Below are 13,044 nucleotides of genomic sequence, written 5' to 3'. Positions count from 1 at the left end.
CCCGCCCGCCAGCGCACCACCACCTACGGCGAGGTCCCCGCCGAACGCATCACCACCGGCCTCGCCTCCGACGGCCACCTCCCCGAACTCCTGCCGGTGCTGGAGGACTGACTCCCCCTGGGCGTCCGGCATTTGACCGGAGCGCTGCCGCACGTGACTGACTGGATTCCCTTCGTGGTCGGGAAACGACCGTTCGTGGTCGATTACAGTGCTGGCGGCAACGGCGAAGGAGGCAGTGGCATGGGCGGGGCCGTATGGGGGCGCGACGAGCAGCAGGACTTCCGCAGCCGGGTCCGCGGGTGCCTGCTCGGGGGCGCGATGGGCGACGCGCTCGGCGCGGGCATCGAGTTCGCCTCCCTCGCCGCCATCCGGGAGGCGCACGGCGAGAAGGGCGTCACCGACTACGTCCCCGCCTACGGCCGGCGCGGGGCGATCACCGACGACACCCAGATGGCCCTCTTCACCGCCGAGGGGCTGATCCGCGCCCAGGTGCGCCGCGATACCGGCAGCTGGCACCCGCCCACCGACATCCACCGGGCGTACCGACGGTGGGCGGCCACCCAGAGCGACTGGGGCCCCGACGAACGCCGCAAGGACATCGGCTGGCTGGCCCGCGAGGAATGGCTCTACTCCCGCCGCGCACCCGGCCGGGCCTGCCTCACCGGCCTCGGCGACGACCGCATGGGCACCCTGGACCAGCCGAAGAACCCCGCCTCCAAGGGCTGCGGCACCGTGATGCGCTCCGCGCCCTTCGGGCTGCTCGTCGGGTGGGAGCCGCAGCTCGTTTTCCAGCTCGCGCTCGAATGCGCCGCGCAGACCCACGGCCACCCCACCGGGGTCCTGGCGGCCGGTGCCTTCGCGGTGATCGTCCACGGACTGGCCCGCGGCGAGGCCCTGGACGGCGCGGTGCAGCACGCCCTCGCCCTCATCTCACGGCGCCCGGGGCACGAGGAGACCTCCGCCGCCCTGCAGGCCGCACTGGGGGCGGTGCGCCAAGGCCTGCCCGACGCCGCGCGGGTGGAGGCCCTCGGCGAGGGCTGGACCGCGGAGGAGGCCCTCGCCATCGGCGTGTACTGCGCGCTGGTGGCCGAGGACATCCGGCACGGCCTGCTGCTCGCGGTCAACCACTCCGGTGACAGCGACTCCACCGGATCGATCTGCGGCAACCTGCTGGGCGTCCAGCACGGCGAGACCGCCCTGCCGCCGGCCTGGCTCGCCGAGCTGGAGGGCCGGGGCACGATCCTCCAGCTCGCGGACGACTTCGCCATGGAGATGACGCAGTCCCCGGCCCTGCACGGGCCGGGGGGCGTCTCGGCGGCGTGGCTGGAGCGCTACCCCGCCGCCTGACCGCGACGGGGGCCCGGCCCGGCGCCCCGCGTCAGGCCGTCGCCGGCGTCTCGGGCAGGGCCTCGGCGGCCGCGCCGTCCCCGTCGTCGTCGCCGTCGGAGTTGATCCGGGCCAGGACGGCGTCCCGCTCCGGGGTGTCCTCGGGCTTGATGAAGCCGATGAGCACGTACAGGACGAGCGAGACGGCCAGCGGCGTCACGATCTGGATCTGCAACTGCACGCCGTCCAGGCCGTAGTTGGTCAGCCAGAAGGCGAACAGCCCCGCCGCCCACGACACCAGGGCCGCGGTCGGGCCGGACTTGCGGAACGGCCGGAGCAGGCCCAGCATGAACGGGATGGCGATCGGGCCCATCAGGCCCGCCACCCACTTGATGACGACCGTGATGATGTCCTTGAAGGCCGGCGAGTTGACCTGGGTGGCCACCGCCATCGACAGGGCGAGGAACGCCACGGTGGTGATCCGCGCGGCGACCAGCCCGGCCCGATCGTTCCAGGACCGCGCCGCCTTGGACACCACGGGTGCGATGTCACGGGTGAAGACCGCCGCGATCGCGTTGGCGTCGGAGGAGCACATGGCCATGGTGTGCGAGAAGAAGCCGACGACGACCAGGCCCAGCAGACCGTGCGGAAGCAACTGCTCGGTCAGCAGCGCGTAGGAGTCCGAGGCGTCCGGCTTCTGCGCCTGCACCAGCAGCGGGGCGACCCACATCGGGAAGAACAGGACGAGTGGCCAGACGAACCACAGCAGCGCCGACAGCCGGGCCGAGCGCGTGGCCTCGCGGGCGTTGGCGGTTGCCATGTAGCGCTGGGCCTGGTTCCACATGCCGCCGTTGTACTCGAAGGTCTTGATGAACAGGTACGCCAGCAGGAAGGTCAGGGTGTACGGGCCGGCCGTCGGGGCGGTGTGGTTGTCCGGCAGCTTGTCCCACACGGTCCACAGTCCGCTGATACCGCCGATCTTCCCCAGCACCGCGACCAGCATCGCCAGTCCCGCGAGCAGTTGGATGGCGAACTGCCCCAGTTCGGTGAGGGCGTCGGCCCACAGACCGCCGACCGTGCAGTAGACGGCGGTGACGGCGCCGGTGATGAGGATGCCCTGGTTGAGGGAGACACCGGTGAAGACCGACAGCAGGGTGGCGATGGCCGCCCACTTCGCGCCGACGTCCACGATCTTCAGCAGGACGCCGGAGACGGCGAGCGCCTGCTGCGTGGGCACGTTGTAGCGGTTCTTCAGGTACTCCAGCGGGGAGGCCACATGGAGCCGGGAGCGCAGCCGGTTGAGCCGCGGCGCGAAGAGGCTGGCGCCGATGGCGATGCCGATCGCGATCGGGAAGGACCACGTCACGTACGAGGTGATGCCGTAGGTGTACGCGATGCCGGCGTAGCCGGTGAACATGACCGCGCTGTAGCCGGACATGTGGTGCGAGATGCCGGACAGCCACCACGGCATGCGGCCGCCGGCAGTGAAGAAGTCGCCGACGTTGTCGACACGTTTGTGGGACCACAGGCCGATGGCGACCATCACGCCGAAGTACGCGACCAGTACGGCCCAGTCGAGACTGTTCATGCCTTGCCCCCTTCAGGGGTCCGCCTTGTGAACGGGTGCGTACTTCGCCGGTACGTCCGTCGCGGGGCGGCGCCCCAGATTGAACCGCGCGGTAGGGGCATGGTCAAGACCAGTTGCGTTCAAGAGTATGAACTGCGATCAGATGGCAGAATTCTTTTACTCGTTCTTGACCTTACTTGACGTTGTCGTGAACACGCTCGGCAGCCCACGATTGGCGGGTACTTCGCCGGAACGACCCGTTGTCCTCCCCCTCTGATGTCAGCACAGCGGTGCGTCGGGGTGCCCGCGTTCACCGGCAGGCACTGCCGGGTGGGCGCGGGGGTCCGGGCAGCAGTGAGCCCCCTCGGCCAGGACGGCGTGCCGGTCGAGAGGGCCCGTGCGGGTACTGCGTGGTGCTCAGTTCAGGTCGAAGGCTCCGCGGCTGACGTCCGTGACGAACGCCGCCCAGGCATCGGGGGAGAAGCCGAGGGTAGGGCCGTCGGGGTCCTTGGAGTCGCGGACGTCGACGGCGGAGAGGTGGCGGGACGCGACCTCGACGCAGGCCCCGTTCCCTTGGGAGCGGGAGGACTTGACCCACGCCTTGGTGTTTCCGAGCTGAATAGCCATGATCGCTCCGAGCTTTCTCATTCGTGCAGCTCTGACGTGATCGAAGCTACTCGCCAACATCACTGGCCACAGCCGCCGTTACCTCCAACGGGTGGCATATTCCAAGTTCACCTTCCGTCTTGCGGCGGAGCGGGTGTACGCTCCGGGGCCGCTGGTGCGCGAGGGTGGATTTCGGCAAGCGCCCCTCGCGCCGCCCCGTGCGTCCTGACGGATCCCGGCGGACCGTCAGCGCGCGTACTCCTTGGCGGCGTCCGCGATGAACAGACGGCTCGCCTCGGCGCTCAGCGCCTGCGCTCTCAGGTGCTCGTACATGACGCTGTAGCCGTGCACGTCGGTCGGCTTCTCCAGGTAGAGGTCACTGGTGACGCCCTCGATGTAGACCACGCTGGAGTCGGTCGCGTCGGCGAACTCCAGGATCGCGAAGTTCCCCGACATGCCCGGGTGCGCACCCGCCTCGTAGGGCAACACCTGCACGGTCACATGCGCCTGGGTGCTCATCTGGGCCAGGTACTCCAGCTGTTCGCGCATCACGTCCCTGCTGCCGACGACGCGGCGCAGCGCCGACTCGTCCATGACGACCCAGAAGCGCAGCGGGATGTCCGGGTCCGTGACGCGTTCCTGCCGGCGGAGCCGGATCTCGATCCGCTTCTCGATCTGCTCGGGGGTGGCCTCGGGGAGGGTGCCCTCGATGACCGCGGAGGCGTAGTTCCGGGTCTGCAGCAGGCCCGGCACCACCAGGGAGTCGTACACCCGCAGCGACTCGGCCTCGGTCTCCAGGCCGATGTAGACGCTGTAGGGGACGTCGCCGAAGGCGTGCCACCAGCCCTGCTGGCGGGACTCGCGGGCCATGTTCATCAGGGAGTCGACCAGGCGGGCGTCGTCGACCCCGTACACACCGCACAGGTCGCGGACGTCGCGCTGGCTGATGCTGCGGCGGCCGTTCTCCAGCCGGCTGATCTTCGACTGCGAGACGAGCAGCCGGGCCGCGACCTCCTCGGCCGTCATCCCCTTCTGCTCGCGCAACTTGCGCAGTTCCGACCCGAGTCGGCGACGCCTGACGGTGGGATTGACGTTGGCGGCCACGGGATGCGCACCTCCGGTTGCGAGCGGCTGCTGTTTCTGCGCTGACTTCCGCGCTGACGTGTACTGCTGGTCAGCAGACTGCCACTATCGGTCATCCCACCGCTGGGAAATGGTCGTATGCTGCGCTCTTCAAAAGAGCCGACAAACGGCAACGGCACGCGGGGCGAGGAACCCGGTTCCCCGGGTTCCTCGCCCCGCGTGCCGCGGCGCACAGGCTGTGCTGTTGTCGGTGCCGGGGCCCTGACCCCGGCACCGCGGGTTCAGCGGGCGCCCGCCCGCACCATTCCGTGGCCCGTCGCCCGGTCCGGTGCGGGGCGCCCCTGGGCCGGGGCGCGTTTGGGCGGTGCGGCGGCGCCGTTCTGCACGTCCATCACGGCGTGCGCGACGAGGCCGCCCATGGGGTCGTACCGGATCAGGTCACGCAGACGCGATCGCGAGGACCGGCCCTCGTTGCCCGGGTACAGATGCTTGCCGAGTCCCACCGCATGGGCGATTGCGGCGAGGGCGGCGGTCCGCGGGTCCGGTGGCACACCGGTGCGGATCGCGCTGTCCAGCCGGGCCCTGATCTCCCGGCTGACCTCGCTGTCGGTCGCCTGATAGCGCGTGGTCGGCAGCACCCCGCACATCTGACCCGGTACGGCATGCACCATGCCGCACCGCTCCAGGTGCGCGAGATACGTCTGGCGCAGCCCCAGGCGGGGCCCGCCGATCCAGTGGACGGCGCGCACCGGGCTGCCGCGTCGGCGCAGCAGTTCAAGCGCGGAGTCCAGGGTCGGATCTCCTGTCGGCCGTGGGTGCACCACGGCGATACGATCCCCGTCAGGGGCTATTCGTCCTGCGAGGGCCAGCTCCACTAGCTGGGCCCCGGCAAGACCGAGGTCAAGAGACTGCGGCTGCGCCGTGGTACCCGTGGCCGGGTCCAGGGCGAGCAGCAACAGCTCCTCCGGAAGTGTTCTGCGGCTCCTGCCCATCCATGCCTCCCCGCGTGGATGAATGACAGGGTGACGCCTCTCACACCGGCCTGTCGAGAGCGCCTTGCCCGTTCGTGCGGGAACCGACTCATATGTCGTTTGCGTCTTGGACCGGGGCGGCGCCGCCGTGGGGGCGGCCGAGGCGCCCCGTCGGCGGGTCCCTCAGAAGCTGATCGGCCGGGGCCTGGAAACTGGTGTAAGGGTGAGCGGGGCGCCGCGGCGGCGCTCCGCACGACGTGTGGAGGAGGTCTGCGTGGCGGGCGAGTCCCCCGGCAGGGCGGATCAGCAGAAGTCGTCGGGGGAGGCGACCGGGCGCGGGGCGGTGGATCCGAGGCTCGCCGTCTTCCGAGGGGAGCCGGCGCAAGCGTCTCCGGACACCCCGGAGTCCACGCCGGAGCCGCCCGCGGCGGACGGGGCGGACACGGGGGCGGAACCCGAGCGGCGTAGTTCCGGTACGCCGGACGGCGGAGCGGCAGCGGACGACATCGCGGAGGCGACTGCGCAGGACGCGGAGGAGGCCTCCCCGGCGGACGACGGTGAGGAGCCCGCGGAATCCCGTACCGACGCCGCAGGCGCGTCGGCCACCTCCGCGGCCGTGCCCGCGGATGCCCGCTCCGGGCGGGACGACCGGGCCGACGCGGCGGCCCCCGGCGCCGAGCCGGCCGACGACCCCGAGGACGCCCCTGAGGGCGCCGGGAGGGAAGCGGAAGCCGCCGACGGCCCCGCGGGGCCGGATGATGCTCCCGAGGGCGTCACAGCGGCGTCTGAGGAGTCCGCCGACGAAGCGGACGACACCGGCGAGCCGGGCGACACGGACGGCTCCGACAGCACGGACGGCGCGGACGGGACCGCCGGGACCGCCGGGACCGACGAGGACGGGACCGACGAGGACGAGGACGACGACGAGCCGGACGCGGCCGGCGCCGAAGCGGACCCCGACGACTCCGGCGCCGAGCCCGCCGCCGCGGAGCACGGCGAGGCCCCTGCCGAGGACGACTACGGCGACGACTCCGGCGACGACCCCGGGGACGACCCCGGGGACGACGACCCAGAGGACCCCGCCCAGGACGCCCCGCGCCATGTCAACGGCGTAGGGGGCGCGTTCGGGGGCCCCGGCGGCGGTCTGCGGACCGGCGAGGGCACCATGACGCTGCGCGCGCCGCGCGCGGACGGCGCGGACGCCCCGCCCCGGGAGGGAACGCTCACCCTCAGGGCGCCCGGCGCCCCGGCCGCCGCGCCGGAGAAGAACTGGGGGCGCGAAGCCGGCGACGCCGGCAAGGCCGTCGCCCGCCCCTCCGCCGCCGCTCCCGTCGCGACGCCCGCCCGGCCCGGCGGAACGTTTGTCCCGCTGGTCGGCGACGAACGGCCGGCCGAGGACCTGGGCTCGCGCACGAAGCAGATGCCGCTCCCGCCCGAGCCGGACGAACCGCTCAAGCTGCTGGCGGAGCTGACCAACACTCCGCCGCCGGTCGAGACCCCGCTGCGCACCACCGTGCGCCGGGTGAAGATCTGGACCCCGGTGGTGCTGCTGCTGGCGGTGGTCTTCGTCCTGGTGCAGGCGCTGCGCCCGCTGCCCGCGCCCGCGCTGACGCTGACGGCGAAGTCCTCGTACACCTTCAAGGGCGACGAGCTCTCACTGCCGTGGCCCGCGCAGGGCCAGGCGGTCGTGGAGGCCGAGGGTCTGGGCCGGCTGGGCGCGTTCGGCCAGGAGAAGCCCGTGCCGATCGCCAGCGTCGCGAAGGTCATGACGACCTATGTGATCCTGCGCGACCACGCGATCAAGAAGGGCGGCGACGGCGAGACGGTCCCGGTCGACAAGAAGGCCGAGGAGCAGTTCGTCAGCGGCCAGGCGGAGCAGGAGTCCGTGGTCAAGGTGACCGCAGGCCAGAAGCTCAGCGAGTACGAGGCGCTGGAGGCGGTCATGCTGCCGTCGGCGAACAACGTCGCCCGCCTGCTGGCCCGTTGGGACGCGGGATCGGAGGCGGCGTTCGTGAAGAAGATGAACGCCACCGCCAAGCAGCTCGGCATGCGGAACACCCACTACACCGACCCCAGCGGTCTGGAGGCGACCACCGTCAGCACGGCGAGCGACCAGGTGAAGCTGGGCCACGCGGCGATGAAGGACCCGGTGTTCGCGGAGATCGCCACCAAGATCCAGTACACGGACATCAACGGCGACGTCCAGAAGAACTACAACCAGCTCGCCGGCTACAACCACGTCGTCGGCATCAAGACCGGCACCAGCACCAAGGCCGGCGGCAACCTGCTGTTCGCGGCGGTCCGTGAGATCGGCGGCACGAACCAGCTGATCATCGGGGCGATGCTGGGGCAGCACAAGGCGCCCATCATCGACACGGTGCTCGACCGCAGCAGCACCCTCCTGCAGGCCTCGCTGGACACCCTCGCCTCGGACACCGTGATCAAGAAGGGCGACGTCGTCGGCTACATCGACGACGGCCTCGGCGGCCGGACGCGCGTCGTGGCCACCAAGGACGTCACCGCGATCGGCTGGACCGGGCTGAAGGTCGACATCTCCGTGGTCGCCGCCAAGAGCGGCATCGCACACAAGGCACCGGCCGGAACCACGATCGGCACCCTCACCGTCGGCAACGGCGACAGCAGCATCAAGGTCCCGGTCGCACTCGAACGCGACATGACCGAACCGTCCTTCGGTTCGAGGCTCACCCGCCTCGGCTGACCCGGCGCCCGCGAAGGCGGGCCGGCCGGACCGCTAGACGTGGTCCAGCCGGCCCGCCTTCGCCTCCTCCACCAGCGAACGGAACTGGTCGGAACTCATCCGCACGCGCTGCCCGAAGTCGTCGGTCAGGACGACCCGCTGCTCGGGCGACGCGCTCTCGTCCACGTACAGCGTGGGACAGCCGCAATCGCAGTTGCCGCAGAACACCGCCACCTGTTCCATCGGTCCACCTCCAGCGTCGAATCCGGGTACCGGACGTCAGGTGCGGCATACCCAGGGTGACGGCGGTTCAGGCGGACAACTCGCGTTCCAGTGGCGTCCGGAAGCGGGGGGTGACGCGGGTGCCGTCCAGCCAGCCGCGCAGCCGGGCCGCCTCCGCCGCGATCGCCGCGGCCGCTTCGCTGCCGGGATCGGTGAGCAGGCGGTGCACCACGGTGCCGTCCGCGCGCTGGGCCCAGCCGCCGACGACCCGGCCGTTCCACCACACGGTGGGGCCGACGTTGCCCGAGCGGTCGAAGAGCGCCGCCCGGTCCGCGGGGTCCTCGGGCAGGTACCAGTCGCGCCCCCGCCAGCCCATCGGCGTCGGGTCGAGCGCGGGCAGCAGTGCCGCCCACGGACCGGGGTCCGGCTCCGGCCCGGTGTCCTGCGGCAGGACGTAGCCGGTGCCCTCCGCCAGTCCCACGGACTCCGCGCCGACCGCCTTCAGCGCCGCGCGGACCTCGGTGAGCGTCCACCCGGTCCACCACTTCAGATCGGCCTCGGTGCCCGGCCCGTACGCCGCCAGCCAGCGCCGGGCCAGCTCCGCCCGCGCCTCGCCCGCCGGCGTCCGCGGCGGGACCGCGCCGGTGGCCCAGCGGTACTGACTGCTCGTCCAGCCGCCCACCGGGCGCCGCCGTACGATCCGGCCCTCGGCGGCCAGCACCCGAAGGACCCGGCTCGACACGTTCTGCGTCGCCTCGTACGGCTTCCCGCGGGCCACCACCACCTGTTCGCGCAGGCGCGGGACCCGCCCGGCCAGTTCGGCGGCGGTGGCCTCCGTGCCCCCGGCGAGTGCGGCCAGGACGGCGTCCTCGACCTCCGCCAGCCACCGCTCGTCCCAGCCGCCGCCCTCGGCGAGGAAGGTCAGCAGCTTCCGTCGTTCGGCGGTGGCGATCGCGTGGGCCGCCGCCTCGTGGACGACCGGGCGCGTGGCGGCCGTGACCACGAACATCGTCCGCCGCATCGCGAGCAGCCGGGTCAGGCTGCGGTCCTCGTACAGGGCGTGATCGATCGCCGCCGGGTCCGGGACGCGCATCCGGGCCGCTGCGGACAGGTAGACCGTGGCGGGGTCCGTGCCGTGCAGGGCGACCAGCGACTCCGCGGCCTCCTCCGGCCGCTCCGAGCGCCCCCCGGCGGTCAGCCGCTGCCGCGCCGCCATTCGGTGCCGCCGCTCCAGTGCCCCGATGTCGCGCCGCGCGCCCATGGCTGACCCCCGTCGTGCTCCGGTGGCGTCCGGCCGGGCGCCACGACCTCATCGTGGCACGGGCCACCGACAGCGCCCCCGACCGCATGTGACGCAGATCACCTTCCGAGCCCGGAAGTTCTTGTCCAACCCGCGTAAGGCGCGCGGCGGTTGGCGCTCTCACCCGCGACGGAAGGCACACCGGACCGCGGCACGGCACCCCCGGAGGACCCAGCCATGCTCACCGACATCGACCACATCGTCCAGGCCCGCCTGCACACCCGGGAGTCCGGGCCGGAGGGCCACGAGATCACGGCGACCCTGCGCTACCACCGCGACGACCCGCTCGCGGCGCGGGTGGCCTTCCCGCCCGCGGTGTCGCTCGACGGCGCCGAGGTGACCTGGGTCTTCGGCCGCGGCCTGCTCACCACGGGGCTGTACGAGCCGGCCGGCGAGGGGGACGTCCACGTCCGCCCCGCGGGCCCCGACCGCACGGCGCTGGAGTTCCGGGCCCCCGAGGGCGTCGCCCTGGTGGAGGTCGCCACCACCGACCTGCGGATCTTCCTGGCCCGCGTCTACGAGGCCGTTCCGCCCGGCCACGAGTTCCGCGGCGTCGACATGGACGCCGTGGTCGCCTTCCTCCTCGGGGAGGAGTGAGGCGGCCACGGCGTGGGTGCCGGGGCGGGACTCAGTCCGCGAGGGGCCGGAAGCCGCGCAGCCGCAGGGAGTTGGCCACGACGAACACCGACGAGAAGGCCATCGCGGCGCCCGCGATCATCGGGTTGAGCAGGCCCGCGGCGGCCAGCGGGAGTGCCGCCACGTTGTAGCCGAAGGCCCAGAAGAGGTTGCCCTTGATCGTGGCCAGGGTGCGGCGCGACAGCCTGATGGCGTCCGCGGCGACCCGCAGGTCGCCCCGGACCAGGGTCAGGTCGCTCGCCTCGATGGCGGCGTCCGTTCCCGTGCCCATGGCCAGGCCCAGGTCCGCCTGGGCCAGCGCGGCCGCGTCGTTGACCCCGTCGCCCGCCATGGCGACCGAGCGGCCCTGCTCCTGGAGCCGCCGGACGACGGCGACCTTCTCCTCCGGCATGACACCGGCGATGACGTCGGCCGCGTCGATGCCGACCTCGGCGGCCACCGACCGGGCCACGGCCTCGTGGTCCCCGGTCAGCAGCACCGGGGTGAGTCCGAGTCCGCGCAGCATCTCCACGGCCCGGGTGCTGGTGGGCTTCACCGCGTCCGCGACGACCAGCAGGCCGCGCGGCCGTCCGTCCCAGGAGACGGTCACCACGGTGCCGCCCAGCGCCTCGGCCTCCGCCTTGGCGAGGACGAGCTTCTCGGGCAGCGGCGCGGGCGGCGCCTGGCGGCCGACGGTGACGGTGCGGCCGTCCACCGTGCCCTGGACCCCGAGCCCGGGCAGCGCCCGGAAGTCCGCGGCGTCGGGCAGGTCACCGGCGCGCTCCATGGCGGCCGTGGCGACGGCCCGCGCGATGGGGTGCTCCGAGGCGTGCTCCAGGGCGCCGGCCAGCCGCAGCACCTCCTCCTCCCGCTCGCCGTCGGCGAGGTGCACGTCGGTGAGGGTCATGACGCCGGTGGTGACCGTTCCGGTCTTGTCGAGCACGATGGTGTCGACCCGGCGGGTGGTCTCCAGCACCTCGGGGCCCTTGATCAGGATGCCGAGCTGCGCGCCGCGTCCCGTGCCGACCATCAGGGCGGTCGGCGTGGCCAGCCCCAGCGCGCACGGGCACGCGATGATCAGGACGGCGACGGCCGCGGTGAACGCCGCGACGGGGCCCTCGCCCAGCGCCAGCCAGACGCCGAGGGTGCCCAGGGCCAGCAGGATCACGACCGGTACGAAGACCGCGGAGATGCGGTCGGCCAGCCGCTGGGCGGCGGCCTTGCCGTTCTGCGCGTCCTCCACGAGCCGCGCCATGTGCGCGAGCCGGGTGTCCGCGCCGACCCGGACGGCCTCCACGACCAGCCGTCCGCCGGCGTTGACGGTCGCACCGGTGACGGCGTCGCCGGGACCGACCTCGGCGGGCACCGACTCACCGGTCAGCAGGGCCGCGTCGACGGCCGAGGTCCCCTCCCGTACGACACCGTCGGTGGCGATCTTCTCGCCGGGACGGACGACGAACAGGTCGCCCACCGCGAGGTCCGCGGTCGCGATCCGCACCTCGCGTCCGTCGCGCAGCACGGCGACGTCCTTGGCGCCCAGCTCCATCAGGGCGCGCAGCGCGGCCCCCGCACGGCGTTTGGAGCGCGCCTCGAAGAAGCGCCCGGCCAGGATGAAGGCGGTGACGCCGGCCGCGACCTCCAGGTAGAGGTTGGCGGACCCCTCGCCGCGGGCGACGGTGAGCTCGAAGGGGTGCTTCATGCCGGGCATCCCGGCATCGCCGAAGAACAGCGCCCACACCGACCAGCCGAAGGCGGCGAGCGTGCCGAGCGAGATCAGGGTGTCCATGGTGGTGGCGCCGTGCCGCAGATTGGTCCAGGCGGCCCGGTGGAAGGGCCAGGCGGCGTACGCGACGACCGGCGCGGCGAGCGTCAGCGAGAGCCACTGCCAGTTGGTGAACTGCAGGGCCGGGACCATCGACATGGCGATCACCGGCACGGCCAGGACGACAGCCGTCACGAGCCGCTGCCGCAGGGTGGTGAGCTCGTCGGGCGCGGAGGGCGCCGAGGAGGCGGCCGCGGCGTCGCCGGGCGGCGCCGCGGGGGCCGGCGGTGCGGGCAGGGCCGCGGTGTAGCCGGTGGCCTCCACGGTGGCGATCAGGTCCGTCACGCCGATGCCGTCGCCGAACGCGACCTTGGCCTTCTCGGTGGCGTAGTTGACGGTGGCCGTGACGCCGTCCATCCGGTTGAGCTTCTTCTCCACGCGTGCGGCGCAGGAGGCGCAGGTCATCCCGCCGATCTCGAGTTCGAGCTCGGTGACCGCGGCCGCGGCGGCCGGCGGGAGGACCTGCGGGCGATCCGCGGGAGTCATGCCCTGCCGACCAGCTCGTAGCCCGCCTCGTCGACGGCGGCGCGGACCGCGTCGTCGTCCAGCGGGGCCGCGGAGACGACCGTGAGCAGACCGGTCTTGGCGTCCACCTCGATCCCGGTCACGCCGGGGAGGGCGGAGACCTCCTTGCTGACCGCGGACTCGCAGTGACCGCAGCTCATCCCGGAGACGCTGTAGGTGACAGACATGGGTTCTCCTCGTGCGTTAAGTGCGTGTTCCGGCGGACGGCGAGGATCGCTTCGTCGCCCACCTGATGACCACACTATACCCCCTAGGGGTATGAACGACGCGGGGAGCGGGTCGGGGCGCGCGTCCCGCGCGGCGCCCACG

The 13,044-nt window shown here is 72.6% G+C and carries 11 protein-coding genes; 3 read left to right on the top strand and 8 right to left on the bottom strand.

Annotation, left to right across the window (positions count from 1 at the left end; genetic code table 11):
- The first annotated feature begins 240 nt into the window (after positions 1-240).
- A complete protein-coding gene (locus ACFYXS_RS38535) occupies positions 241-1,347 on the top strand; it encodes an ADP-ribosylglycohydrolase family protein (protein WP_389256458.1) in 1,107 nt (368 codons plus the stop codon).
- Between the two features lie 31 nt (positions 1,348-1,378).
- On the opposite strand, the gene ACFYXS_RS38530 is transcribed toward ACFYXS_RS38535, so the two are convergent.
- From ACFYXS_RS38530 to ACFYXS_RS38515, 4 genes are all read right to left on the bottom strand, one after another.
- Positions 1,379-2,914, bottom strand: a complete 1,536-nt coding sequence (locus ACFYXS_RS38530) for a sodium:solute symporter family protein (protein ID WP_389256457.1) — start codon at positions 2,912-2,914, stop codon at positions 1,379-1,381.
- 396 nt (positions 2,915-3,310) lie between these two features.
- On the bottom strand, positions 3,311-3,520 hold the full coding sequence (locus ACFYXS_RS38525) for a DUF397 domain-containing protein (protein ID WP_389256456.1): 210 nt from the start codon (positions 3,518-3,520) through the stop codon (positions 3,311-3,313).
- Positions 3,521-3,745: 225 nt separating this feature from the next.
- Positions 3,746-4,603: a helix-turn-helix transcriptional regulator gene (locus tag ACFYXS_RS38520; protein ID WP_319663032.1), complete on the bottom strand. Its 858-nt coding sequence runs from the start codon at positions 4,601-4,603 to the stop codon at positions 3,746-3,748.
- Positions 4,604-4,863: 260 nt separating this feature from the next.
- Positions 4,864-5,574 carry a GPP34 family phosphoprotein gene (locus ACFYXS_RS38515; RefSeq protein WP_319663033.1) on the bottom strand — a complete coding sequence of 237 codons (711 nt, stop codon included), beginning with the start codon at positions 5,572-5,574 and terminating at the stop codon, positions 4,864-4,866.
- 253 nt (positions 5,575-5,827) lie between these two features.
- On the opposite strand from ACFYXS_RS38515, the gene ACFYXS_RS38510 reads away from it, so the two are divergent.
- Complete coding sequence (locus ACFYXS_RS38510) at positions 5,828-8,272, top strand: D-alanyl-D-alanine carboxypeptidase (protein WP_389256455.1); 2,445 nt, start codon at positions 5,828-5,830, stop codon at positions 8,270-8,272.
- 33 nt (positions 8,273-8,305) lie between these two features.
- Here ACFYXS_RS38510 and ACFYXS_RS38505 read toward each other — a convergent pair whose 3' ends face one another.
- On the bottom strand, positions 8,306-8,494 hold the full coding sequence (locus ACFYXS_RS38505) for a hypothetical protein (protein WP_389256454.1): 189 nt from the start codon (positions 8,492-8,494) through the stop codon (positions 8,306-8,308).
- A gap of 67 nt (positions 8,495-8,561) precedes the next feature.
- The gene (locus ACFYXS_RS38500; protein WP_389256453.1) at positions 8,562-9,734 is read right to left on the bottom strand and encodes a winged helix DNA-binding domain-containing protein; all 1,173 of its coding nucleotides are present in this window, start codon (positions 9,732-9,734) and stop codon (positions 8,562-8,564) included.
- Positions 9,735-9,950: 216 nt separating this feature from the next.
- Here ACFYXS_RS38500 and ACFYXS_RS38495 point away from each other — a divergent pair, with 216 nt between their 5' ends.
- Positions 9,951-10,370 (top strand): SsgA family sporulation/cell division regulator, encoded by a 420-nt coding sequence (locus tag ACFYXS_RS38495; protein ID WP_389256452.1) that lies wholly within the window; start codon positions 9,951-9,953, stop codon positions 10,368-10,370.
- 31 nt (positions 10,371-10,401) lie between these two features.
- Here ACFYXS_RS38495 and ACFYXS_RS38490 read toward each other — a convergent pair whose 3' ends face one another.
- Both ACFYXS_RS38490 and ACFYXS_RS38485 read right to left on the bottom strand, forming a co-directional pair.
- Positions 10,402-12,696, bottom strand: a complete 2,295-nt coding sequence (locus ACFYXS_RS38490) for a heavy metal translocating P-type ATPase (protein ID WP_389256451.1) — start codon at positions 12,694-12,696, stop codon at positions 10,402-10,404.
- Complete coding sequence (locus ACFYXS_RS38485; protein WP_319663039.1) at positions 12,693-12,902, bottom strand: heavy-metal-associated domain-containing protein; 210 nt, start codon at positions 12,900-12,902, stop codon at positions 12,693-12,695. The genes ACFYXS_RS38490 and ACFYXS_RS38485 overlap by 4 nt, the downstream gene beginning before the upstream one ends.
- Between the last annotated feature and the right edge of the window lie 142 nt (positions 12,903-13,044).

The sequence above is a fragment of the Streptomyces sp. NPDC002574 genome (genome assembly GCF_042889545.1).
GTDB lineage: Bacteria > Actinomycetota > Actinomycetes > Streptomycetales > Streptomycetaceae > Actinacidiphila.
This window is presented reverse-complemented; position numbering and strand designations above follow the sequence as displayed.